20 protein-coding genes and 1 pseudogene are annotated in these 24,311 nt (G+C 58.7%); 16 read left to right on the forward strand and 5 right to left on the reverse strand.

All coding sequences use genetic code 11. From position 1 onward, the window contains the following. Window positions 1-13 precede the first annotated feature (13 nt). The 5 genes from PM3016_RS12715 (at window position 14) to PM3016_RS12735 (ending at window position 7,908) form a co-directional block, all read left to right on the forward strand. Entirely contained in the window at window positions 14-1,522 is a 1,509-nt protein-coding gene (locus PM3016_RS12715; RefSeq protein ID WP_014369746.1) for a response regulator, read from the forward strand. 320 nt (window positions 1,523-1,842) lie between these two features. Beyond that, the gene (locus PM3016_RS12720; protein WP_014369747.1) at window positions 1,843-3,180 is read left to right on the forward strand and encodes an ABC transporter substrate-binding protein; all 1,338 of its coding nucleotides are present in this window, start codon (window positions 1,843-1,845) and stop codon (window positions 3,178-3,180) included. A gap of 87 nt (window positions 3,181-3,267) precedes the next feature. Beyond that, window positions 3,268-4,134 carry a carbohydrate ABC transporter permease gene (locus PM3016_RS12725; RefSeq protein WP_014369748.1) on the forward strand — a complete coding sequence of 289 codons (867 nt, stop codon included), beginning with the start codon at window positions 3,268-3,270 and terminating at the stop codon, window positions 4,132-4,134. Beyond that, the gene (locus PM3016_RS12730; protein WP_014369749.1) at window positions 4,131-4,961 is read left to right on the forward strand and encodes a carbohydrate ABC transporter permease; all 831 of its coding nucleotides are present in this window, start codon (window positions 4,131-4,133) and stop codon (window positions 4,959-4,961) included. The genes PM3016_RS12725 and PM3016_RS12730 overlap by 4 nt, the downstream gene beginning before the upstream one ends. A gap of 49 nt (window positions 4,962-5,010) precedes the next feature. Beyond that, window positions 5,011-7,908 carry an alpha-L-rhamnosidase gene (locus PM3016_RS12735; protein ID WP_014369750.1) on the forward strand — a complete coding sequence of 966 codons (2,898 nt, stop codon included), beginning with the start codon at window positions 5,011-5,013 and terminating at the stop codon, window positions 7,906-7,908. Window positions 7,909-8,509: 601 nt separating this feature from the next. Here PM3016_RS12735 and PM3016_RS39115 read toward each other — a convergent pair. Then, window positions 8,510-9,669 (reverse strand): annotated as a pseudogene (locus tag PM3016_RS39115) (IS3 family transposase). A 367-nt stretch (window positions 9,670-10,036) separates the two neighbouring features. Beyond that, entirely contained in the window at window positions 10,037-10,612 is a 576-nt protein-coding gene (locus PM3016_RS12750) for a TetR/AcrR family transcriptional regulator (protein ID WP_013915998.1), read from the reverse strand. A gap of 441 nt (window positions 10,613-11,053) precedes the next feature. Between PM3016_RS12750 and PM3016_RS38595 the strand changes: the two genes are divergently transcribed. The 5 genes from PM3016_RS38595 (at window position 11,054) to PM3016_RS12770 (ending at window position 16,793) form a co-directional block, all read left to right on the forward strand. Continuing rightward, window positions 11,054-11,191, forward strand: coding sequence for a hypothetical protein (locus tag PM3016_RS38595; protein WP_187298012.1), 138 nt, complete (start codon window positions 11,054-11,056; stop codon window positions 11,189-11,191). Window positions 11,192-11,429: 238 nt separating this feature from the next. Further along, entirely contained in the window at window positions 11,430-12,563 is a 1,134-nt protein-coding gene (locus tag PM3016_RS12755; protein ID WP_014369753.1) for a sensor histidine kinase, read from the forward strand. Between the two features lie 96 nt (window positions 12,564-12,659). Continuing rightward, window positions 12,660-13,265, forward strand: coding sequence for a response regulator transcription factor (locus PM3016_RS12760; protein ID WP_014650532.1), 606 nt, complete (start codon window positions 12,660-12,662; stop codon window positions 13,263-13,265). Between the two features lie 265 nt (window positions 13,266-13,530). Next, complete coding sequence (locus PM3016_RS12765) at window positions 13,531-14,979, forward strand: hypothetical protein (RefSeq protein WP_014369754.1); 1,449 nt, start codon at window positions 13,531-13,533, stop codon at window positions 14,977-14,979. A 575-nt stretch (window positions 14,980-15,554) separates the two neighbouring features. Then, entirely contained in the window at window positions 15,555-16,793 is a 1,239-nt protein-coding gene (locus PM3016_RS12770) for an MFS transporter (RefSeq protein ID WP_014369755.1), read from the forward strand. A 47-nt stretch (window positions 16,794-16,840) separates the two neighbouring features. Here PM3016_RS12770 and PM3016_RS12775 read toward each other — a convergent pair whose 3' ends face one another. Continuing rightward, window positions 16,841-17,725: a LysR family transcriptional regulator gene (locus PM3016_RS12775; protein WP_014369756.1), complete on the reverse strand. Its 885-nt coding sequence runs from the start codon at window positions 17,723-17,725 to the stop codon at window positions 16,841-16,843. Between the two features lie 232 nt (window positions 17,726-17,957). Here PM3016_RS12775 and PM3016_RS12780 point away from each other — a divergent pair, with 232 nt between their 5' ends. From PM3016_RS12780 to PM3016_RS12805, 6 genes are all read left to right on the forward strand, one after another. After that, window positions 17,958-18,242, forward strand: a complete 285-nt coding sequence (locus tag PM3016_RS12780; RefSeq protein ID WP_013916007.1) for a GNAT family N-acetyltransferase — start codon at window positions 17,958-17,960, stop codon at window positions 18,240-18,242. 268 nt (window positions 18,243-18,510) lie between these two features. Then, window positions 18,511-19,287: a spermidine synthase gene (locus PM3016_RS12785; RefSeq protein ID WP_013916008.1), complete on the forward strand. Its 777-nt coding sequence runs from the start codon at window positions 18,511-18,513 to the stop codon at window positions 19,285-19,287. 35 nt (window positions 19,288-19,322) lie between these two features. Beyond that, window positions 19,323-19,730 carry a hypothetical protein gene (locus PM3016_RS12790; RefSeq protein WP_013916009.1) on the forward strand — a complete coding sequence of 136 codons (408 nt, stop codon included), beginning with the start codon at window positions 19,323-19,325 and terminating at the stop codon, window positions 19,728-19,730. Between the two features lie 66 nt (window positions 19,731-19,796). Next, complete coding sequence (locus tag PM3016_RS12795) at window positions 19,797-20,828, forward strand: hypothetical protein (protein ID WP_013916010.1); 1,032 nt, start codon at window positions 19,797-19,799, stop codon at window positions 20,826-20,828. 239 nt (window positions 20,829-21,067) lie between these two features. Continuing rightward, window positions 21,068-21,271 carry a cold-shock protein gene (locus PM3016_RS12800; protein ID WP_013916011.1) on the forward strand — a complete coding sequence of 68 codons (204 nt, stop codon included), beginning with the start codon at window positions 21,068-21,070 and terminating at the stop codon, window positions 21,269-21,271. A gap of 92 nt (window positions 21,272-21,363) precedes the next feature. Continuing rightward, complete coding sequence (locus PM3016_RS12805; RefSeq protein WP_013916012.1) at window positions 21,364-21,600, forward strand: cold-shock protein; 237 nt, start codon at window positions 21,364-21,366, stop codon at window positions 21,598-21,600. 156 nt (window positions 21,601-21,756) lie between these two features. On the opposite strand, the gene PM3016_RS12810 is transcribed toward PM3016_RS12805, so the two are convergent. Next, a complete protein-coding gene (locus tag PM3016_RS12810; RefSeq protein ID WP_014369758.1) occupies window positions 21,757-22,866 on the reverse strand; it encodes a GRAS family protein in 1,110 nt (369 codons plus the stop codon). A 319-nt stretch (window positions 22,867-23,185) separates the two neighbouring features. Next, window positions 23,186-24,076 carry an AraC family transcriptional regulator gene (locus PM3016_RS12815; protein WP_014369759.1) on the reverse strand — a complete coding sequence of 297 codons (891 nt, stop codon included), beginning with the start codon at window positions 24,074-24,076 and terminating at the stop codon, window positions 23,186-23,188. Window positions 24,077-24,311: the final 235 nt, after the last annotated feature.

The raw sequence follows: 24,311 nt of genomic DNA on the forward strand, positions 1-24,311 counted from the left end.
GGGGAACACGTTCATGCTGAAAGCAGCCGTATTTGATGATGAATACATCGTACTTCAGGGACTTCGGGCGATGATCGACTGGACGGGCCTCGGGATTGAGCTGGTCGGCACTGCTGGCGACGGGCTGTCTGCGCTGGCGCTTTTCCGGGAGGAGCGGCCGGACCTCATCTTCACGGACATCCGGATGCCCGGAATGGACGGGCTCCAGCTCATCGAGGAAGTGATGCGGGAAGCGCCGGAGACGTACTGCATCGTGTTCAGCGGGTTCAACGAGTTCGACTACGTGAAGCGGGCGATCAACCTGGGCGTCGTGGATTACCTGGAGAAGCCGATCACCATCGAGAGCATCGAAAAAGCCATTGGCAAGGTGCTGGGACGGGTCAGCGAGCAGCAGGAAATGGATGCGATGAAGCGGAAGGTGGAGGTCAGCTCCCGTGAGCTGCTGGAGAAGGCGGTGCTGGAGCTCCTCATGACCGGAGCGGATGCCGAAGGGAAGTGGCGGGAGACCTTCGGGCCGCATGCCGCGGAGGTGGAAGCCGTCACGGTGCTCGCGGCGGCTTCGGAAGCCTTCGCCCCGCCGGACCATCCCGCCTACCGGGCGGTGCCGGTGAAGATCGGGCAGGAGCGGCTGCATGTGCTCTTTCATTTCCTGCCGCCCGGCCAGGAGCTGTGGGACGAGCTGCTCGGCGAGTCGGAGCAGGCGGGCACAGCGGTCGGCTGCGGGCGGACGTATCCGCGCCCAGCGGAAGCGGCGGAGAGCTACAGGCAAGCGGCGCGTGCGCTGCAGTCGGCCCGCTTCCTCGGGGAGAAGAACCTGGTCCGCTTCGAGGATCTCGGCGAACGGATCACCGCGCCCGAAGGGCTCTCCGAGCGGGAGGAGGCCGTCATCCTCAGCCTGCGGTCCGGGAACCGGGAGGGGCTCATGGAGCAGGCGGAGCGGTTCATCGCGTCGATCCAGTACGGGAAGCTCGGGATTGAAGCGGCCGAGCACGAGATGCTGAGGCTCATCTACCTGGCGGCGGAGGAGTCGAAGAAGAACGCGGGCGACGCCGCGGGCGGGCCGTGGGAGAGCTTCATGCCGCACATCGAATTCCGGGAGATGGCCGCCAATGGGGAAGTGGCCGCCTGGTTCCGCCGGCAGATCGAGAAGATCGCCGACTGGAGCAGCTCGGCTCGCGAGGATACCAAGCATGCGGCCGTCACCCGGGCGAGGCAGTACATCGAAGGCCACGGGACGCGGGATCTGACGCTGCAGGAGGTGGCGGAGCATGTCGGCATGAATCCGACGTACTTCAGCGTGCTGTTCAAAGAGGAGATGGGCGAGTCGTACATCAAGTACCTGACCCGTTACCGGATGGAGCTGGCGAAGTCGCTGCTGCTGCAGGGGCTGAAGGTCCAGGAGGTCAGTGAGAAGGTCGGCTACCACACGTACCGCCATTTCTCCGAGGTTTTCAAGAAATATACCGGTGTCACGCCGGGTCAGTATAAGGAGCTCTCCGGGCTTCCTGCGCCTCCTGCGTAGGAAGCTTCTTTTTTGGCTGCATGCACTCGTATGGACCCTCATCCCCCACTTGAGCCCAGGGGCGCTTTGATCAGATGCTTTGACTTTGACAGGTACTTTGACAAGGTGCTTTAACCGGTACTCTGGGCAGATGCTTTGGTATGAGGTGCTTTTTCTTCAGATGCGAAAATGATAACGCTCCCAAAAAAATCGGACGCCCACCCAAATTATGACCCACTGCCGGATAAACGCAAAGCGGACTACAATAATAAACACAGGGGAACCATCTCCGGTGCAGCGAAAGATGGTTATACACTCAGGAACTGAAGGGGGATCAGCCCATGAGACAGAAGAAAGCGAAAATGATATCGGTACTGTCGGTGACGGCGTTGTTCGCAGGGGTGCTGGCAGGCTGCGGCGGCGCGGCGGAGAAGGAAGAAACGGCTGGAGGAAGCACACCGCAGGGAGAGGGCAAGACGGTCACGATTTCTCTGCTGACCGACAATACGCAGGATGCGGTGAACCAGGCCAAAGGCGTGATCGAGGCCTTCGAAGCCAAATATCCGAACATCCAGGTCGAGCATGAGACGCGTCCGGGCGGGGGCGAGGGCGACAACCTCGTGAAGACGAGGCTGGCTACCGGCGACATGACCGACGTGTTCTGGTACAATGCCGGGTCACTGATGCAAGCGCTTAACCCCGAGCAGAACCTCGTCGACCTGACGAATGAGCCGTTCATGAAGAACGTCGTGGATTCTTTCAAACCGACGGTGATGTTCAAAGACAAGCTGTATGCAGGCCCGCTCGGCTCGACGATGGGCGGGGGCTGGCTGTATAACAAGAAGGTCTACTCGCAGCTGGGGCTGAGCGTACCGAAGACGTGGGCGGAGCTCATGGCGAACAATGAGAAAATCAAGGCTGCGGGGATCACGCCCGTGATCGGCTCCTTCAAGGATGACTGGACCACCCAGATCGTCGTCCTGGCCGACTACTACAATGTTCAGGCGCAGACGCCGAAGTTCGCCGACGACTATACGGCCAACAAGGCGAAGTTCGCGGATACGCCGGCGGCGCTCCGCAGCTTCGAGAAGCTGGAGGAGATCGGGAAGAAGGGCTACTTCAACAAGGACTTCCTGGCAACGACCTACGATGCCGGCCTGAAGATGATCGCCGAAGGCAAGGGCGCCCACTATCCGATGCTGACCTTTGCGATTCCGGCGATCGAGCAGAACTACCCGGACCAGATCGGCGATATCGGCTTCTTCGCCCAGCCGGGCGACAGCCCGGACGTGAACGGCCTGACGGTATGGGTATCGAACGGCGCTTATATTTACAAGAAGAGCGAGCATATTGAGGAAGCCAAAAAATTCGTCGAGTTCACCTCCTCCATCGAGGGCATCGAAGCGCTGACGAAGATGTCGAAGCCGTCAGGCCCGCTGCTCGTCAAGGAGGCGAAGCTGCCGGACAACGTGCCGCAGGTGGTCAAGGATATGATGCCTTACTTTGACACGAACAAAACGGCGCCGGCGCTGGAGTTCGTCTCCCCGATCAAGGGGCCGAGCCTGGCGCAGATTACAACCGAGGTGGGAGCGGGCTTCAAGCCGGCCAAGGAGGGCGCACAGCTCTACGACAAGGATGTGGAGAAGCAGGCGAAGCAGCTGGGCCTTCAGGGCTGGTAACCGCTGCCGATTATGACCGGAAGCGCCGGCCTGGATGCACCCGCTGCACGGGCCGGCCCGCTTCCTGAAAGACTGGAGTGAGAGAGCATGACCACGATATTGAAACGCACGTATTCCTATTATTTTCTGCTGCCTGCCGCCCTGATCTACATTGCGATTTTCCTGGTGCCGACCCTCATGTCGTTCTTCTTCAGCCTCACCCGATGGTCGCTGATCGAATGGAAATTCATCGGACTCGAGAACTTCATCACCTTCTTCGAAGAGCCTTCGCTGCGGATCGGATTCAAGAACACCCTGCTCTACGCCGTCATCACCTGCGTGCTCAAAGTGGTGCTGGGCCTGCTGCTCGGCGTCTTCCTGACATCAAAAATAAGAACCAAGGGTTACCTGCGGTCTGTCATATTCTTCCCTACGCTGGTCAGTACGATCGCGGTCGGTCTGGCCTTCAGCATGATGATGCACCCGACGCAGGGGCTTATCAACACGACGCTGGCGAAGCTTGGCATCGCCGGACCCGACTGGCTGGGCAATCCGGATCTGGCGCTGATCTCCGTGGCGCTCGTGGATGTGTGGAAGGGGGTGGGCTTCGCCACCGTCATCTATATTGCCGGGATTCTCTCGATTCCCGAGGAGTATTATGAAGCGCTGCAGATCGACGGCGGCGGTGCGCTGCACAAGTTCTGGAACATCATCGTGCCGCTGAGCCGGCCGGCCACCAACTCCGTCATCATTCTCTCGTTCATCGGGGGCCTGCGGTCGTTCGACCTCGTATGGGCGATGACCAAGGGGGGGCCGGGCTTTTCGACGGACCTCATCGCATCCATCATCTACAAGCAGTACCAGGGAGGCTTCTACGGACTGGCTACGGCCGGCAACGTGATCTTGTTCCTCGTCGTCACGCTGCTTGCCTTCCCGCTCTATATGTACCTGAACCGGAAGGAGGCCGAACTATGAACAAGGGAGCAAGAAGCTGGGGCGCGGAGATCGCGGCCGTCGGCATGACGGTCATCCTGTTCTGGATTCCGTTCTATTTTATCATCGTCAACGCCATGAAAAATACGAAGGAGTCGTCCCTGCTGAATCTGGCCTGGCCTTCCTCGATTCATCTCTGGGACAATATCAAGCAGGTGGTCGCGGCGAGGGATTACATGCTGCTGCGGGCCTTTTACAACTCGACGGTGCTTACGGTGCTGTCCATCCTCGTGCTCGTGTTCATCTGCGCGATGGCCGGCTATGTCATGCAGAGACGGACCGACAAGGCGACGCCGTGGATCAACTTCCTGGTCCTGTCGGGGCTCATCATTCCCCCGGCGATCGTGCCGACGATCTGGGTGCTCGAAAGTGTCGGCCTGTTCAAGACGATGACGGGCCTCGTGCTGGTCGAGGTGGCGCTCGGATTCCCGTTCTGCGTGCTGCTTTACAAGGGCTTCATGTCCGCCATTCCGCGGGAGATCGACGAAGCGGCCATCGTGGACGGGTGCAGCGGAGTGACGCTGTTCTTCCGGATTATCCTGCCGCTCCTGCAGCCGGTGACGGCAACGATTATCGTGACTTCGTCGGTCGGTATTTTCAACGACTTCACGAACCCGCTGTACTTCTTCCCGGGCTCCAAGAATGCGACCGTGCAGCTCACGCTCTATAACTTCTCCAGCCAGTACGTCACACAGTGGAACCTGCTCTTCACGAACATTCTGCTGATTACGCTTCCGCCGCTGCTGCTCTTTATCTTCTTCAACAAGAAAATCGTGGCAGGAATGACCGCCGGTTCCGTCAAAGGATAGAAGACAGCGGAACAATGAACCTAATCCAAAACAATGGAGTGTGCAAACTATGGGAGCCTTAACCGTTGAACGTGTCACATGCGAGTATCGTACGAATCCGCTCGGCCTCTCCGCCGCACAGCCGAGGCTCAGCTGGCAGCTGCGCTCGGACCGCCGGGGGACGCTCCAGCGCGCCTACCGGATCGTGGTGGCCGCCGGGGAAGACTGCTACGAAGATCCCCTCTGGGACTCGGGCCGCACAGAGTCGGATCAGTCCATTCAGGTGCCGTACGACGGCCCCGGGCTCTCGAGCCGCACCCGTTACTATTACCGGGTGAAGGTATGGGACAACCACGGCCGCGAATCGGAGTGGAGCGAAACCGCGTGGTGGGAGATGGGCCTGCTGGATCATAGCGAGTGGTCAGCGCAGTGGATTACCCCGGAGGCGGGCGCCATCGATCCGCAGGAAGAGGCGGCTTTCCTGCTGCGCCGGGGCTTCGAGCTGCACGGCGGTGCAATCGCTTCCGCCCGGATCTATGCGACGGCGGCCGGAGTGTATGAGCTCTACGTCAACGGCGAGCGGGTCTCGGATGAACTGCTCGTGCCGGGCTGGACCAGCTATCCGAACCGGCTGCAGTACCAGACGTATGACGTCACCGGGCTGCTGCAGACGGGAAGAAACGTGGCGGGCATCCGGCTCGGCGACGGCTGGTACAAGAGCGGCATGGGCTTCGAGGGCAAAAACTTCAAGTACGGCGACCGCCGGGCGGCGCTCCTGCAGCTGCACGTGAGGTACACGGACGGCCGGGAGGAGGTCATCGGGACCGACGGGACTTGGACTGCGGCGACCGGCGGGATCCGGTACTCGACGATCTATCACGGCGAGACCTATGACGCCCGGCTGGAGCCCGCGGGGTGGAGCACGGCGGAGCCTTCCGCCATGGACGGCGGCTGGAAGCCGGTGGAGGTGCTGGACCTGCGGCTCGACACCCTCGTCGCGCAGGAGAATTCGCCTGTGCGGGTGACGGAGCGCCTGCGTCCCGTGTCCGCCTTCGTCACGCCGGCCGGCGACCATGTGCTCGATCTGGGCCAGAACATGGTCGGCCGCATGCGCTTCGAAGTCACGGCGCCGGCCGGCACGCGGATTGTGCTGCGCCATGCCGAGGTGCTCGACAAGGACGGCAACATCTACTTCGGCAATCTGCGCCCGGCGAAGCAGACGGTGGAGTACATATGCCGGGGCGGGGAAGCTGAGAGCTATGCGCCGCACTTTTCGTTCATGGGCTTCCGCTACGTCAAGGTGGAAGGCTTCCCGGGCCAGGAGAACGGGCTGCCGCTGGAGGCGTTCACCGGTGAGGTGATGCACTCGGACATGGAGCCGGCGGGCGAGTTCGACTGCTCGAACGAGCTCGTGAACCAGCTCCAGCGGAACATCCAGTGGGGCCAGCGGGGCAACTTCCTCGACGTGCCGACCGACTGCCCGCAGCGCGACGAGCGTCTCGGCTGGACCGGCGATGCGCAGGTATTCATCGGTACCGCGTTGTTCAACTACCAGGGAGGACCCTTCTTCACGAAGTGGCTTCGTGACCTGAAGGCGGAGCAGCTGCCGGACGGCGGTGTGCCGTTCGTGATCCCCGACGTGGTCGGGGGGGCGAGCTCCGCAGCCTGGGGCGATGCCGCGGTGATCTGCCCGTGGACCGTGTACCGGTATTATGACGACCGCCGTCTGCTGGCCGAGCAGTACGACAGCATGCAGGCCTGGGTCGAGTATATCCGGGCCCAGGGCGAGAACGAATACCTGTGGAACACGGGCTTCCACTTCGGCGACTGGCTCGCGCTCGATGCCAAGGAGAACAGCTACATCGGCGCGACCCCGAAGGAGCTGGTGGCCACGGCTTACTACGCGCATTCGACGCGGCTGCTCCGCGATTCCGCTACGGTCCTCGGGTACGAAGATGATGCCCGCCGGTATGGCGAGCTGCATCAGGGCATCGTCCGCGCGTTCCGCGAGGAATTCGTCACGGCCACAGGCCGGATCGCTTCCCCGACGCAGACGGCGCATGTGCTCGCGCTGATGTTCGATCTCGTCGACGACCGCGTCAAGCCGCGGGTGGCGAAGGATCTGAACGATCTCATCGCGGAGAACGGCTACCACCTGTCGACGGGATTCGTGGGGACGCCGTACCTGTGCTTTGCCCTCTCGAACAGCGGCTATCATGATACCGCGGTGAAGCTGCTCCTGCAGGAAAGCTACCCGGGCTGGCTGTACTCCGTCTCCAAGGGTGCGACGACCATCTGGGAGCACTGGGACAGCATCAAGCCGGACGGCTCGTTCTGGAGCGACGACATGAACTCCTTCAACCACTACGCCTACGGGGCGATCGGGGAGTGGATGTACCGCCGGGTCGCGGGCCTCGACATGGACGACGCCGTGCCGGCGTACAAGCGGGTGCGCATCGAGCCGCTGTTCGGCGGCCGGAAGCTCACGCATGCCAGGGCGGCGCACCGGTCGCTGTACGGCCGGGTGGAAACCGGCTGGCGTATGGACGGGGAGGAGATCGAGGTACACGTCGAGATACCCGCGAATACCACGGCGGAGGTGGTGCTGAAGGGCGCCTCTCTGGCGGCTCTGAAGGAAGGCGGAGCGGATACCGCGGCCTCGGAAGGCGTCGAGTCGGCGGTCGGGACCGAACAGGGCGCGCGGCTCGTCGTGGGCTCGGGCACGTACCGGTTCCGCTACCGTGCAGCGGACCTGTTCCGGGTGACCTACACCCTCGAGACCACCATCCAGGACCTGCTCGAGGACGAAGCGGCCGAGCGGGCGCTGCGCAAGCACATCCCTCACCTGATGGACAGCCCGATGCTGAACTTCGCGAAGAACAACAGCCTCCGGCAGCTGAGCGAAAACGGCATGTCGCGCGTCAAGAAAGAGCAGGTCCTGGCCGTTCTGCAGGAACTGGCGGGTTAGCAGCAAGCCTGGCCGCCTGCCGGGTTGTGAACGCTGCTGTCCTGGCGCGGTCGGTCTGTAGTGACCGATTCCCATGCAGGGATCGATCCTCCATGCTGCGTCCAGGCAGTATGCCTCATATGTCACACTTTACGCCCCTTGACGCGGGGATGCTCCGCTCGCATCCAACGGAACTCGTGCCATGATATCCGACCTAAATAAGCAAAAGAACCTCCACCCGCATTCCTGCGGCACGGAGGTTCTTTTGTGTTTATGGTTAAGGGGAGGTCCGCTGCCCGGCGACGTATTTCGTTTTTGAAAGCGACCTTTATGCGAAGCATAACGGAGCGCAAAAACGAAACTACGAGCCCGCATTCCAGCTGCCTGTACCGCAGGGTTTGCAGTGTGCAACCGCGCGCGGGGACCGTTGAAGCGGTGAATCGATAGGTGTCGAAGAAGGTCAGACAAATAGCGGAACTCAGGTTCTTTATTCGTCGGTTTTCTACGCCCTTACGATGGATAACGGAACTCAGGTATCTTATTGCTGCCAATTTGGACGCCATTGTATAAGTTTGGACTTCTGTCAATAAAGTAGACACAAAAATGAAGGAACCCTTTAACGCTAAGCTGCTCTTTGTTCATGGTACATCTGTTCAAAGCGATGAGGCGTTTTATAACCCAAAGTGGAGTGGCGCCGTGTTCGGTTGTAGTAAAACTCGATGTAATTATAGAGTTCATCGGTTGCTTGTTTACGAGTTTTAAACTTGGTTTGGTACACAAGCTCTTTTTTCAATGTACTGTGAAAAGACTCGATACACGCATTGTCATAGCAGTTCCCTTTTCGACTCATGCTGCCGGTCATGAAGTAGTCTGCCAGCCGTTCTTGGTAATCACTGCTTGCATACTGAGATCCGCGGTCGGAGTGGTGGATCAAGCCAGGGGCCGGTTTCTGACGCTTGTAAGCAAGCTCCAGGGCTTCGATCACGAGCTCCCTAGTCATCCGCGCGCCTGTAGCCCAGCCCACGATTTTACGTGAATATAAGTCCATCACACTGGCTAAGTATAGCCAGCCTTCGCCAGTGGCGACATAAGTAATATCTGTTACCCAGACCTTGTTGGGTGCCTCCACTTTAAACTGCTGATTTAGGATATTGTCATGAACAGGCATGTTGTGGTTGGAATTGGTCGTTGCTTTGTATTTTCCAACCGTAATCGACTTAAGACCCATCTCTTTCATAAGGCGACTGACCGTTTTTGAGGAGACAGCACAACCGTCTTCCTCTCGCAGAATCGCAGTAATCACGGGGCTGCCCGGGCGCTTCTTCAAACGGTAAAAGTGATGCCGGATGCGTTTTTTCAGCCACATCCGGTGCTTTTCCCGTTTACTAGGCTTGTGTTTTACCCACTTGTAATAGCCGCTTCTGGATACTTGTAAAACGGAGCACATCTTCTCGACACGGTACTGGAAGCGGTGTTTATAAATAAACGAAAAAATCAGTCCCGGTCTTTCGTGAAGAAGTGCATTGCCTTTTTTAAGATTTCGTTCTCCTCTTGCAGTTCGCGGTTTTGCTGCTCCAACTTTTTTAGTCGTTCGTAATCCACAAAGACTTGTGATTGTTCCGAAGCTGCACTTTTCCCGTACTGTTTGATCCAGCGGCTTAAGGTACTTTTCGGAATCCCAAGTTCCCGGGCAATCTCAATTGGCTTCTTCCCCTCCTTCTCTATATGTTCCACTGTTTTTTTCTTAAACTCACTGTCGTAACTCTCCCGCTGCTGACTCATGGCACACCTCGACCTTTGTTCGTTTGTCTTTATTATAAAGGTCGTTCCTTAAGTTGTGTCCACCGTTTAGTCTACTTCCAGTTTAGGCCAAATAACGAATCTGAGTTCCGCTATGTCACAAATGAAGCAGCAATCCGCCGCAATAGCGCATCTGAGTTCCTTTATTTGCAGCTACATATTTCTCGAAAGCGCCTTTCCGCTATTCCAACCTGCCCGGCGATGTATTTCATTTTTGGAAGCGACCTTTATGCGAAGCATAACGGAGCGCAAAAATGAAACTACGAGCCAAGCCCTGTACCTGCCCGGCGACGTATTTCATTTTGGGAAGCGACCTTTATGCGAAGCATAACGGAGCGCAAAAATGAAACTACGAGCTCCCGATCCCGCCATAAATAAACTGAAACAGCTCCTTCGGCTGCAGCGGCGCGTCCGAATCCGAACCGTACAGCGCCTCGAAGCAGCGCACGTTCCGGAAAGCGGTCATCGACCCGATGATGAGCTTCATCGTGTGGGCGACCGAGTGGACACGGAAGACGCCCTGGGCTTGTCCGCGCTCGAGGATGCTCCGCAGCAGGTCGGTGATGTTCTGCACGAGCGGGAAGAGGGCCTCTGAGCGGGGACTGTTCATCGACAGCTCCTGCCTCAGGATGTGCGCGATCTCCGGCTCGCCCTGCAGGAACGTGATCATCGTCTCCACAAAATGCAGCAGATCCTCTTTCGGGTCGTCGGTCGTCGGTTGAAACGGGACGGACTTCAAGGGCTCCAGGATCGCCCAATAGACGTTCTCCTTGCCCCCGAAATGGTAGGACACCAGCGGGAGGGAGACGCCGGCCTGGTCGCAGATTTTACGCACGCTGGTCCCCTCATAGCCGAGTTCGGCAAACAGCTTCTTGGCGGCCTCCATAATCTTCTCTTTCACATCAGGCTGTTCGGCTGCGGTCATGGCGGCAGTACCTCCTTTTCTCATGAAACATGCAGGGGATATCGGCTTTGAACGCCCGTTCGATTGGTGTTTGTTCGATTGTAAGGGAGGGCAGCCGCCCAAGTCAATGAATTTTGAAAGGGTTTTCGCGGAAATCCCCAGCCGGGACAGCCATAAGCCCCGGACCGGCTGTCAAAGTTTTCATTTGACGGCCAGGGAAAAGCTGCATATAATTAGTTTAGAACTAAACTAACGGTTGTTAAACCGGAGCTCCTTCGGCATTCGGCGGAACTTGTGCTTCCTCTTGGCCGCTCCACTGAGCCGGGAACCTGCATCCCTTTGGCAGGCAGGCAAGCAAGGGTCCGCCTGTATTGGCCTGGTGCCGTCAACCGTTGCTGACGTTCGGCTTCATACATAACATTACTGCCGGTTAGTGCACGGGCGGAGAGGGGATACGACATCTTGCTGGCCCTGCTGGAACGAATCAAACAACACGCCTGGCTCTCGCGCTCCGAGACGCCGGACGAAGAGCTGCAGCATCTGGTGGAGGAAGCCCTCCTGGAGTTCTTCGTCGAAAAAAAAGATCGGATTTCCCATTAACTTGGACCATTCGTAACCATGAACAAACGAGAGCCGTCCTTGAAGGACGCCGAAGCCGTTCATCCCTGGGCGGCTGCGCCGCATATTCAGTCTGTGAAGCCTTGGGTGACCCCGGCGGCTTCTTCTCATAAGACAGCATAGGTAACAGCATCTTGCCGGGACGGGAGGTGCTGTTCTTTATTGCGTTCAAGTTTGCCGCTGCAAACGTACCATTCATCCCTGAAAGGAAGCTGATCTTATGCCGGATCCATTGTCCGAATCCCACAAACGCCTGCTGCTCGGCCTCTGGCTGCTGCTGTACCTCATCCCGTATTACCTGCTCTTTCACGGCCCCGGAAGGCCGCCGGCCGCTGCGGGGGCGGCACTGCTGCTGCTATTCCTCGCTGCGGCGCTGGGCTCCGCCCTCTCGGGCAGACGCGCGGCGTACTTCTGGACCTTCGTTCAGATCCTGATCTCGGGGGTTGTCAGCGTAGCTTACGGATACGTCTACCTGTCCTTCGGCGTCTCATACTTCATCGGCCGGATCCGCAGGAGACGGGCGTTCTCGGTGTTGTACACGCTGCATCTGCTCCTCTTCTTCGGTGCGGTCAACTACTGCACCCTGACGCAGCATGCCTTCTTCCTGGCCCAGTTTCCCTTCGTCATTCTGACGCTGATCGGAGCGATCCTCATCCCCTTCAACACGTACTTCCGGTACAAACGGATCGAGCTGCAGAAGCTCCTCGTGGAAGCGAACCGCCGCATCGCCGAGCTCGTCATCCAGGAGGAGCGCCAGCGGATCTCCCGGGACCTGCACGATACGCTTGGCCAGAAGCTGTCCCTGATCGGGCTCAAGAGCGAGCTCGCCGACAAGCTGATCGAGAACAAGCCGGCCAAGGCGCAGCTGGAAATCAGGGAAGTGCAGACCGTGGCGCGCTCGACGCTGAAAGAGGTTCAGGAGCTTGTGTCCAAGATGCGCGGGACGACCGTCCGTGAAGAGGTGGCTCACGTGCGCCGGATTCTGGGCGCGGCGGAGATTGAATTCCAGTGCGAGGACGAAGCTTGCCTAAGCGAGGTGTCCCCCCTGATTCAGAACGTGCTCAGCATGTGCATCAAGGAAGCGGTGACCAATGTGGTGAAGCACAGCGGGGCGTCCCGCTGCCGGCTCCGGATGGAGCACCGCTCAGCGGAAACGGTTGTGACTGTAGAGGACAACGGCGGCGGCGGACGACAGCCGTGGGGCCAGGGCAACGGTCTGATCGGCATGAAGGAGCGGCTTGACTTTGTGAACGGGAAGGTCGAGATCGACACCGGGCGCGGGACGACCGTGCGGATGACGGTGCCTCATATTATCAAGCAGGACCCCCATGTGTTCAAACATCAGAAAGGGTAACAGGCTTATGCTCGTTCCTGTCATCTGATCATTTAATCAACACGCATCGTCCGTAAGGGCGCCGAAACCGTTTATCTTAGAAAAGAGGAATGAACCATGACACGTATTGTAATCGCGGAGGATCAGCGCATGCTGCTGGACGCACTGGCTGCGCTGCTGGAGATGCAGGAGGATTTTGAGATTATAGGGAAAGCGGCGAACGGGGAGGAAGCCGTGGCACTCGTCGAGACGCTGCAGCCCGACATCTGTATTCTGGACATCGAGATGCCGGTGATGAGCGGGCTCGACGCGGCCGAGCGGCTCAAGGGGGGCCCCTGTAAGGTGGTCATTCTGACGACGTTCACCCGGGCGGGATATTTCGAACGCGCCGTCAAGGCGGGCGTGAGCGCCTACCTGTCCAAGGACAACTCCAGCGAAGAGCTCGCGGCGGCGATCCGCAGCGTGATGAACGGACGCCGGATCTATACCAAGGAGCTCGTCGAAGACGTCTACGTCGAGGAGAACCCGCTGACCGGCCGCGAGCGGGAGGTGCTGGTGCTTGTGGCGGACGGGAAGTCCACCAAGGAGATCGCAGGAGTGCTCCACCTCTCGGGAGGGACGGTCCGCAATTACATCTCCGGCATTCTGGAGAAGCTCGGGGTGAAGAACCGCATCGAGGCGATCTCCTACTGCCGGGAGCATGGCTGGCTGGAGCCTTTTTGACATAGGTCGTATGCCGATCTCTATCCGCCTTGCTGCTTTTCTCCAAGTTTTCACCGAGTCCCGTTATGCTCTCTTCATGGAAAGGACACCCATGGAACAGGCTGGAGATACGAATCCGTGACAAATGTCATGGGTGACAGGCCCTATAAACCTGACACTTGCTACTAAAAAAGAAGTGTCAATGTAACTACAATAAGGGTATGGAAAGCCTGGTGCACGGGTGCTTAAGCCAAAATTCAGAGAGATAAAAGGATGGAGAAGACCTATGAAAACAAAAAATGGAAAATGGATTGCAGCGACGCTGGCTGCCGCCCTGCTGTGGGGAGGCCTGCCCGCCGTACATAACGCGCCTGTGGCGTATGCAAGCAGCGAGTCCGATGACGAGGACGAGGTGAAAGTACCTTTCGTTTACCGTCTGAACTCGGACCTGAGCAAGATCGTATGGTATGCTTCGGCTTTTATGGATAAAGAATTCGGGGATGTCCGCGATGCCCTGATGAACGGCAATACCCTCGGCGGCATTGCCAACGGCATGCGCGATGACGACTACAGAGGCCGCGAAGAGCTTCGCGAAGACCTGGAGCGTCTGTTCAACGGTTCCGTGAACGCGGCGCTGGCGAACAAGGAGATCACTCCGGAAGACGCAGCGAAGTACCGCACTGAGATTCAGGAGCGGATCTCCAAGGCGATCGACACCATGGGCTACAAGGATACCCTCACGGTGAACACGGAGATTCCTCTGAAAGACCGCTTCTCCCTGGACCTCGGGAACATCGTGAAGTATGCTGCGATCTACCTCGAGATGGATTACGCGGATGTGCTCCGCGAGCTGGAGAACGGCAGAACCCTGAGCGATCTCTCCCGTACGGAGCTGGAGAGCAGCGGCGAGCTGTACCAGGGACTGAAAAATATGTACACCACGAACGTGACGGATGCGGTATACGCAGGCAAGATCACGCAGGAAGAAGCGGACGGACTGAACTCCGAGGCGGCGAAGCGTCTGGCGGATGCCCTGTCGAAAGCCGGCTATAAGGACTCCGCTGTGGATACGTCCATTCCTGTCGAGCAGCGCTATCAGGCGGACCTGACGGACATCGTACGGGTGGCTGCGATCTACCTGGATCTCGAAGAATACGAGCTGAATGATCTGCTGAAAGTCGGTCAATCCATCAACCAGGTAGCTGACTATCAGAACAACGAGGATGCGGTAGAGGACCGTTACGAGCTGTACAATGCGATGAAAGCTTACTATGGCAACCGTGTTGACACGGCTGTAGGCGCAGGTCAGCTGACGGCGGAAGAAGCGGCCGAGATCCGTTCCGCTAACGAGAAGACCCTGTCCGACGCCCTGAACCAAGCCGGTTACGAAGACAAGGCTGTGCTGGAGAACCCGTCGCTGAAGCTCGAGGAGCGCTTTAACCTGAACCTTGATGATATTGTGCTTAACGCATCCATCTATATCGATATCGAACTGCAGGACCTGCTCGATGCGCTGGCTCAAGGCGATTCCCTGCTGACCGTAGCGGACCGTGAGCGGAACGACGATTTTGCCGGCCGTTCCGAGCTGGTGGAGCGCCTGGAGTACCTGTACCAGAGCCGGATCGACCGCGCGGTGTACGCCCACCAGATTACCAAGGACGAAGCGGCTGAGCTGTCCAAGGAACTGAGAAGCAAGATTATGGAAAAGGTGAGCGGAACGAATGAAGCCCTGTAGACGGTAGTACCGCAAGATGAGATAGAACGAGGGGCCGGGGACCGCAGGGTTCCCGGCTTTTCGCTGCCGTCGGCGAAACCGACGGATATTCCGGCTCCCAGGCTTTCCTTTGCCCGACTGTCGGAGTCTCACCTTACATTAGGAAAACCCTGCGGCACAGCGCCGCAGGGTTTTCTGTATGGTGGGAAGTCGCAATTATTTAAGTCGCCGATCGACTACCAGGCTGTGCCTTCGGTGATCAGGACGCCTGCTTAGTCATTTTACAAGATTCCAGCACCTTGCGAAGAAATGCAAATCGTTTTCTTCTCAGAAGAGAGAACATGGCAAACCAACCTTTCGGAAAGCATAGTGACCTATCTTTTCCTCCTGCTTGATTATAATTACCACTTCCCACTACCTTCTATTACCCGGTAGCCTGGGCGCCGAAACATCAGGGCGGGGAAAAGGTGAGCTGAACGGGGCGGTATTCGTTTTGGTTATGCCCCGGGATGCCCAGGCGGAATTTTATAGATCGGCTCTTCCGGTGTAAGCTTACTCTATAGCTTCAGAGAGAGAACGTGGGGAGATGCTGCCGGATGAAAGGAAATCTGCTGCTCAAAGCATCGCCGCTCAGCGGCGATCACAGCGATAAAACGGTGCTTCGCAATGCACTGCTGATTATGTTCGGATTCCAGATGATGCTCAACATGTCAAGGCCGGTAATCACCTTGTTCGCCTCGGGACTCGGGGCCGGCACGCTGCAGATCGGGGCCCTGACCTCGTCGTACGCGCTGCTGCCGCTGCTGCTCGCCATCCATGCAGGCAAGCTGGCCGACCGGGTCGGGGACCGCATCCCCATCCTGCTCGGCAGCGTGGGCTGCGCCGCCGGGATGGCGATGCCGTTCCTGTTCCCGTCGCTGTGGGCGCTGTATGTCTCGCAGCTGGCGGTCGGCGTGTCGCATGTCTTCATCGCGATCTGCCTGCAGAACGTGCTGGGCCATGCCGCGAAGACCAAGGACCAGCGGGACGCCTACTTCAGCATGCTGAGCATGAGCGTGGCCCTGGCGGGGTTCATCGGCCCGGTGGCGCAGGGCTATCTTGCAGAGCATGTCTCGTATTCGGCGGTGTTCCTGATCGCCATGATCTGCTGTGTGCTCCCGCTCGGGGTGGCCCGGTACATTCCCGTCCTGAAGCGAGGCGGCAGCAAGGCAGCGGAGGCTGGCGGGGAAACGCCGGAGGAGGAGGCCTCCGGGCCGTCCGCCCTCGGGCTGTTGCGGCTTCCTCTGCTGCGCAACGCGCTCATGACCAGCGCTCTCGTACTCTACTCGCGGGACATCTTCGTCGCCTACTTCCCGCTGTACGGGTCCCGGCTCGGGATCTCCGAGTCGAGCATCGGCTGGATCATCGCCCTGCAGGGCCTCGCGATGGTGTTCGTCCGCTTCTTTCTGCCCGCGCTGACGAAGCTGCTCGGACGCGAGCGGGTGCTGCTCGGGTCGATCCTCACGGCCGGACTCGCGTTTGTGCTGATTCCATACGCTTCGAGCGTCTATCTGCTGCTGCTGACCAGCGTGCTGATGGGCATCGGGCTTGGCTGCGGCCAGCCGCTGTCGATGTCGACGACGTACAACGCCTCGCCGAAGAACAAGACCGGCGAGGTGCTGGGGCTGCGCCTGGCGACCAACCGGCTGTCCCAGCTCGTGGCGCCGCTCTTCTTCGGCGTGGTCGGCACGTGGGTCGGCCTCGTCTCCGTCTTCTACGTCAGCGGCGTCTTCCTGATCGGGGGCGCGCTGCTGATGAAGTCCAAACCCGAACAAAAAACGGCTTCCGTCTCATGACGGGAGCCGTTTTTGTGCAAGGATCAGGAAGGTCAGCCCGCATGAGGTCAATCCTGGCTCAGCTCCATATCCTCCAGGTCGGTATGCTCAATGAACTCGACGAATGCATTCACCACGCGGTTCTCCCGGGCCTCCGGATGGTAGAACATCCAGGTCTCACGGATGAGCGGTTCCCCGTTCTTGTCCTTCATCTCGGCGGTATGGACGTCGCCCATGTCCTTCAGGAATCTCGTGGGCAGGAAGCTGTACCCGAGCCCGTTCTTCACCATCTCGCGGCAGGTGTCGGCCCGGTCCACCTTCATGGCGACCGACGCGGCCTTCGTGTAGTGGTCGGCCCACCACCGGTCGATCATCGTCTTGAAGAGCGGATCAGTGAAGTAATCGATGCGCGGCGCCTGCGGCAGACCCTCGAGATCGATCTCGTCCTTGGAGACGATCCATACCTTTTCCCGGAACAGAAGACGTTTCTCCCCGGGCCAGCTGTAGTCCCCCCGCACGAATCCGATGTGAATGTCGTGGTTGTACACCATCGTGAAGACATCCTTGCTGAACGCGGTCTCGAGCTGGTAATCCACGCGCGGGTACTGCTCGCGGAACAGCTTCAGCAGGGGAGGCAGTTCATACTTGCCGAAATAATTCGAAACGCCAAGCCGCAGCGTCCCGGCAATGTCCTGGTTCAGATTCGTCACGTTCTCCCGGATCTCCCGGAAGGCCGCCAGCAGCTCCTCCGCCCGCTTCGCCAAATATTCGCCCTGAGGCGTGAAGTGGACGCCGCGGATGCCCCGGTTGACGATTTTGACCCCGAACTCCTGCTCGATGTGCATCAGCCGTTTGGTCAGGGCCGGCTGCGACAGATAGAGGAGCTGCGCGGTCTTGGTGATGTTCTTGTGTTCGTGGAGCAGATGCAGTATGGTCCAGTCCCGTTCGTCCATGCCTGTTAGGTTCCCCCGTACGATCGTAGTCTGTCTCTAGTGTACTCCTGGAGGAGCGTCAGCGCAAAAGTTCGGTGTAGCAGGGCGGCAGTTTTCGGCGGAGGGATGAAGTGTGGAGAGGAAGGTGATGAGTATAGGGGATGAGTATGTCCGGCCCTTTTGTGGTTATATATAGGTAGTATGCCTTCATGGGCAGCAGGAAGAGAACGAAGGGAAAGAGAGGATTCTTGCCATGAGAGAAACGGTACGGGAAGGAAACGGATTCTACTTGCGGGACAACGGCGAGGTGCTGGCCGAAGTGACGTTCGCACCGGTGGGACCGGATACCCTGGTACTTGATCATACGTATGTGGCTCCGGAGCTGCGGGGACAAAAGGTAGCGGAGGATCTCGTGCGGCGGGTGGTGGAGCATGCGCGGGAGACCGGCAAAAAGATCGTGCCGGCGTGCTCGTATGCCCACGCGCAGTTCCGCAGGCATAAGGAGTATGCGGATATTTGGCAGCAGGAGGAGAGATAGACGCCGCGCGGGAGCCGCGACTGGGCCGTTTTGAATAAAGGCCTCCGCATTTCAGCCCGCCTTATGCTGAGTCTGTTGTGATGAATAAACAGCCGGCATCCTGCCCTATGCGGGACCGCCGGCTGTTTGGCGTGCCTTGGAACGGACGCTGCCTGCGGGTTTCGTCTGCCGCCCTTTTTTACTCGGAACATCCCTCCGGATGCTGTTATAATAGGGGAATGCGATTGTTCAGGCATGAAGACGGAAGGAGAGGGGCGAGCTGCATCTGTTGGCCAAGGAAATCAGCAAGTACAGCGAGATTGCCGTCTATGAGGCGGCCCAGCTATACGGCGAGACGGGACGGTTCCGGTTCCTGCAGTTCGGGGAAGACGCCGTTCAAGGGGCCGTGGACCTGAGACGGCCGGAGCGGATCGTGCTGGAATACCCGAGGGCGATCATGGCGCTGATGGAACACGGCAGCCCGGCGTTCCGGGACGTGTTCATCATCGGTCACGGCATCGGGACGCTGGCGGCCCATTACCCGGAGAAGCGGTTCGTTACAGCGGAGCTTGACGACAAGGTGGTGGAGCTGAGCCGTGCGTTTTTCGGATATGCCGGGGATAACGTGATCGTCGGCGACGGACGGAAGGTGCTGGAACAGCAGGTGTCCGGTTCGCTGGATTATATCGTGCTCGATGCGTTCACGAAGGAGGGAACACCGCCGCATTTGACCACTCTGGAATTCTTCGCTGCGGTACGGGAGAAGCTCCGGCCCCGCGGGGCCGTCATCCTGAATCTCATGGGCAGGCCTGCGGGGGACAAGCGCATCGGTCCGGTCTATACCACCCTCCGGGAGGTGTTTCCGTATGCCAGGGCGTTCTATCTGCCGGACCGGGACGCTGCGGAGGCGTCCGGGCTGCGGAATATCCTCCTTGTGGGCAGCGGCTGCGGGATCGAGACGCCGGGCAGCAGGAATATGGCGGGATTTGTAGAACTGGAAATAGAACCGGGCTATATCCTGAGGGACAGGAGACCGCGGGGGCAGGCAGAGGACACCGGGATATAATGACCAGTCTGACCACTGACCTTGGCAGGAGGATGATGACCGTGTACAGCATCAAATCACCCGGCGGCTCCCTGTTTCCTTATTACTATAAAGGCGGGGAGATTCACTGCCTGAAGTACGGCAGCTTCTACTCGGACCATGACGGCCTGCTGTCGCTGATGAAGTTAGAGGAGGCGTTCGTGGCGGAAAGCCGGCGGCGGCTGGAGATCTGGGTGGATTTATATCAAACGGACCTGCCGGACCGCGTCCTTGACGAGTTCACCGCGAGCGTCGGCCGGATGAGTCCGCACATCGCCAAGCTGGCCATTGCCGGCTGTTCTATCGCCGTGAAGTGGAAGCTGGCAGGAAGGCTGAAGCGCACGGAAGGCGTCTCGGCACTGCCGCTCCGGTTCTTCAGTGACCCGGAGGAGGCCAAGACCTGGCTGGTCGGCGAGCGGCGGTAGCAGGCTTCCGGGGATCTTATAGAGGCATGGAATACGGAGGACTATCCGTCTGAAAGGAGATGGGGTATGAGCACTTATGACATCACAGTAGAACAGCGGGATGCGGTCTATGCATCCTTAAGCCCCGAGCAGCGCCAGTTCCTCAGTGAGGGCATGCTACGGGGAAGGCGGACGGCGTTCGCCATGACCTTGGCCCGGACCAAGGGAGCCGTCATTCCGAATGAAGCGACCTATGAGGAGATCGAGCACCTCCTGGAGGATTGGGTGTACACCGGCTATACGGATGCCGGCCGGATTTCTGCGGAGCATTCGTGCCTGTGCGGCCGTCCGCTCCGCTACCAGCACCGCGTGCAGCACAAGGTGACCGGACAGGTGCTCCACTTCGGGATTGAGCACTTGAAGCAGCACCTGGGGATGGATGCGAAGACCGTCGCAGCAATCCTGAAGGGCTTCGAGGTGCTGGATGCGGAGCGCGATGAACTGCTGTCCAAGGTCCACAGCGGCTGGACGCTCGAGAGCCAGGTCGCCGTGCCCGACGGCCTCAAGCTCCCGGCGGATATTCAGGCGCATCTGGACCTGGGGCTCCCGCTGCTCGACAAGCAGCTGGCCCGCCTGAAATCCAAGATCCGCCAGCTGCTGGAGCCCCTGGAGCTGCAGCACCGCCGCAGGTCTGCGGTCCGGGATGCTCCCGCAGCGGAGACCGCCGCAGCACCGCCGCCGGCCGAGCCGGAAGAGGAATGGCAGCTGGCGTTCGACCTCTTCGGGGGCGAGGCCGCTCCGGCCGCAGCCGCTGCAGCGCATCCGGCATCCTCGGCTGCAGGTGCAGGCCCGGATCGGGGCGCGAATCCGCTCACTCTGCCGGAACGGCTGAAGCCTGTCGTAATCGAGCTGCTGAGCGAGGGGGTCGGCAGCGTCCGCGTGATGTGCGAGGTGCTCATCCAGAAGCACCGCGGGGACGGCTCGCGGTCCTCGACGGGCAAGCCGGTCAATCTGTATATGCAGGTGTGCCTGTACATCGATGACGAGCTCGTCCGCAGCGGGCGGTGCCGGCTTCTCGAGCGGTCCAACGAAGACCGGGTGTATGCTTGGGCGGGGTGAATTCCGCCGGAGAAAAGCAAGTCACGTTCCGGACACAGTGGAGTCCGGGGAAACGTGATTTGCTTTTTATGGCAGGCTGTGCTATTATTGTTTTACAAGCAAATTTAAACCTTAAAGTCACATATGGAAAAGGTTCTCATTTGTCGGATGGATCCTTTTCCATATGTGATTTTTTGTTTTTGTTTGTGCGAAATGCGAACACCATTATATATGGGTTTATCTTAAGGAGGAAATTGTACATGGAAACAGGAACAGTGAAATGGTTTAACGCAGAGAAGGGCTTCGGCTTTATCGAAAGAGAAGGCGGAAATGACGTATTCGTTCATTTCTCCGCGATCCAGGGTGAAGGCTTCAAATCCCTCGACGAAGGCCAGCGCGTGGAGTTCAACGTGGTTCAAGGCAACCGCGGACCGCAAGCGGAGAACGTTGTTAAAGTATACTAATTCCTAAGATCCGATCCGTGGAATCGATAAGCTGCTCTTAACCTGTGTTGGGAGCGGCTTTTTATTTTATTATAGAGAAGGGGAGGTACACCATGTACAACAAGCGAATTCCGATCGAGGACCTGCCTCATGCCGAAACCAAGGTTTGGACCTGCTCCGATGCGGGCTGCAAAGGATGGACCCGTGACAACTTCACGTTCGAGCAGGCGCCAACGTGCCATCTCTGCCGCTCTGCCATGGTCAGCAGCATAAGAATGCTGCCGCTCATCCCGAACTCGAACAAAGAGATGAAAACCAGAAATCAAGGCGTGCTGATCAACGAAGGATAAAAGAGGAACGGAAACTTGAGCGCTGCTCCCGTGGGGGCTGCGTTTTTTTGTTATGCATTGGGATTAAACGGAAACGGTAATCCTTGGGTACAGCAACGAGCAGGCCGCGGAGGTCTGCTCGTTCGTTTGTTGGATCGTTACGCGATCCTGGGGGTATCAACTCACGGCGCAGAGCACTGAGATCAGGTTCAACGCCCGGCTGCCGAAGCCGACGTGCCATGCACCGGAGGTGATCCCGACGTCCGGAAGCGAACCGGCCTCCGGCGGCTGCAGAGCCGGACACGGCTGAAAACCGGCCTCGGACAGCCTGGCAATCCAGTTCACCGTCGCTTCATGGCGCTCACAGCGAAGCGTCTCGGGGGCGGAGAGAATATCTTCGATCTCTCTTCCGAAGAAGAGCTTCAGTCCGCGCGAATGCTCCACGGGCAGCTGCACGGAATCGATGAGCTCGAACAACGCGCTGAAATGGTTCCAGCAGTTGCGCATCCGCTGCTCGATCTGCGGGTGATGATGATCGGAGTCCGGCTCGCAGAGGACGACCAGCGATGGATTCAGGAGACGGATCTGCCGGAGAACCTCGTCTTTGTTCTCCAGGCCCAGCCGGATCCAGCGAATGTGGTGCAGGGCAAAGGACGCATTCACGAGCAGCCCGGGCTGCCGGGGGATAAGACGCTGCCAATCGGCATCCGTCAGCTGTTCGATCTCCGCATGGATAGGATGGAAGATGACGGGGAAGTCCAGTCCTTCGGCGGCCTTGCCCACGTTATCCATCGCTTCCTGCAGGCAGCTGAAGTTCGGCTCGATGGCGTGGATCGTGAAGGAAGCGGGGGATTTGCCGAGCTCCTTCAGCTGGTGCAGCAGGCCGACGATCTGGCGTCCGGTTCCGATGCCGATCTCCAGCAGCCGGACATGCTGCCCTGTCTCCATGGCCTGCAGAAGCATGGCGTTCGCCAGCCGGGTCACATCATTCATCAGCGGGAACTTGGAGGCGAGCAGGTTGAACAGGGTGATCTGCGGGACATCGTACTGCTTAAAATACAGATTCATCTGCTCATGGCTGGCCGGATCGAGGCGCTTGACGAGCGCTTTGGCGAACAGGTAGGGGAGCATATGGGACGCTTCCTCATCGATGCGGAGCGACTCTGCGAAGCGGACCAGTTCGCTCTGGGTGCGGGCGGCCGCATCCGGGGCCAGCGTGCGGGCAAGGAAGGTTTGAAGCTGTCCGAAGTGATCGGCAGCGGAAGGAGCGGCATAGGGAGAGTACATGATTAATCATCCTTTCTATTGTGAGGGGGTGCTGCGGGGCGGCTGGTGCCGGGGATAAAGGGAATCTGTCGTGGTTTAAAGATGGAATCTTCGTTCATTAGCAGAAAGTATAGCTCGCTAAGTAGGCGTTTATCTCGGGGGAGGGGCTGGCGGCTGTTCCGCTCCGCTTGATGAACACATTATCGCACGGAAGCCGGCGGCATTTCTGTATGGGATGACACGAAATGATTGTATGATTCCATACAAAATGGAAGCGTAGCCCCACACCCCCTCCAATTCGTCCAGTGAATGTGCGGAATCGTCCACCTGCAGCGCCGCGCTAATGGTTATTCATATGCACGCGGTAATAGGCCTCCCGGTATTCGGTCGGCGTCATATTCTCGTACTTTTTGAAGAGGCGCATGAAGTACTTCTCGTCCTGGAAACCGACCCCCTCGGCGATGACCTTGATGCTCCGGGTGCTGCGGGTAAGCAGGTCCTTGGCCTTGGAGATCTTGAGCAGGTGGATGTATTCCTGCAGGTTGTAGCCGGTTTTTTTCTTGAAAAAGCGGGAGAGGTAGTTCTTGTTGTACGCGAACTTGTCGGCCACGTCGGTGACCGAGATGTTCTCCCGCATGTGGATGCGGATCCACTCGATAATCTCACTGATGCTTTTGTCCCCCTGCGTCATCCGGCTGGAGCTGTAATAATCCGAGATCATCTGCTCGGAGAGCTCAATAAGCAAGGAGGTCGACAGGTAGTGCGCGGCTGACCGCGTATAGTAATTGGAGCTGGCGATATGCTGCAGCTGCTGGAACAGGATGTTCACCCGTTCGATCCTCGGGTTAGTATAGTAAAGCGGGAAGCAGACCTGGGAGAAGGTCCGGCAGAAGTCGGGGTCGTTCAAGTGGGCGAGCTCCTCGGAGAGAGCCGATTCATCGAGCAGTTCGTACGGGCCGGCGGGGAGAAAATGAAACCAGTAAAAGGAGATGCCCTCTTCGCATTCCCGGTAGCCCTCATGGATCTGCCCCGGCGGGAGCAGCAGGACCTCGCCCGGCTTCACCTCATACCGGGTGCCCCCTTGGGCGATGTAGAGGCGCTTGCTCACGCCGATAATAATCTCGAACGAATCGACGATCCGGTTCGCATGGGTCCACGGAACATCCGAGACGAACAGCCCGCAGGAGAGGAATTCGACCGGCCGTTCAATTCCGGTTTTGAAATAGTGCATCGGGGAGGTCACTCCTTTCTCTTGAAACATCAGAAAGCTTGTCTACCTTTGTCGCATATTGACAACGCTTACATTAAAGTCACTTTTGTCCACCTAATGTGGTCCCCCGGCTACTTACAAGAGGGCCGCCCCCTGCTAAGATGGGGTTACAGCCGCCGGTTCAAAGCGCAGGTGAACCGGAAGGCGGCAGCCGATGCCTGCTTCCTGCAGCGGTTCTTGTTCACGTAACGCTTGG

The sequence above is a fragment of the Paenibacillus mucilaginosus 3016 genome, from assembly GCF_000250655.1.
Taxonomy (GTDB): domain Bacteria; phylum Bacillota; class Bacilli; order Paenibacillales; family NBRC-103111; genus Paenibacillus_G; species Paenibacillus_G mucilaginosus.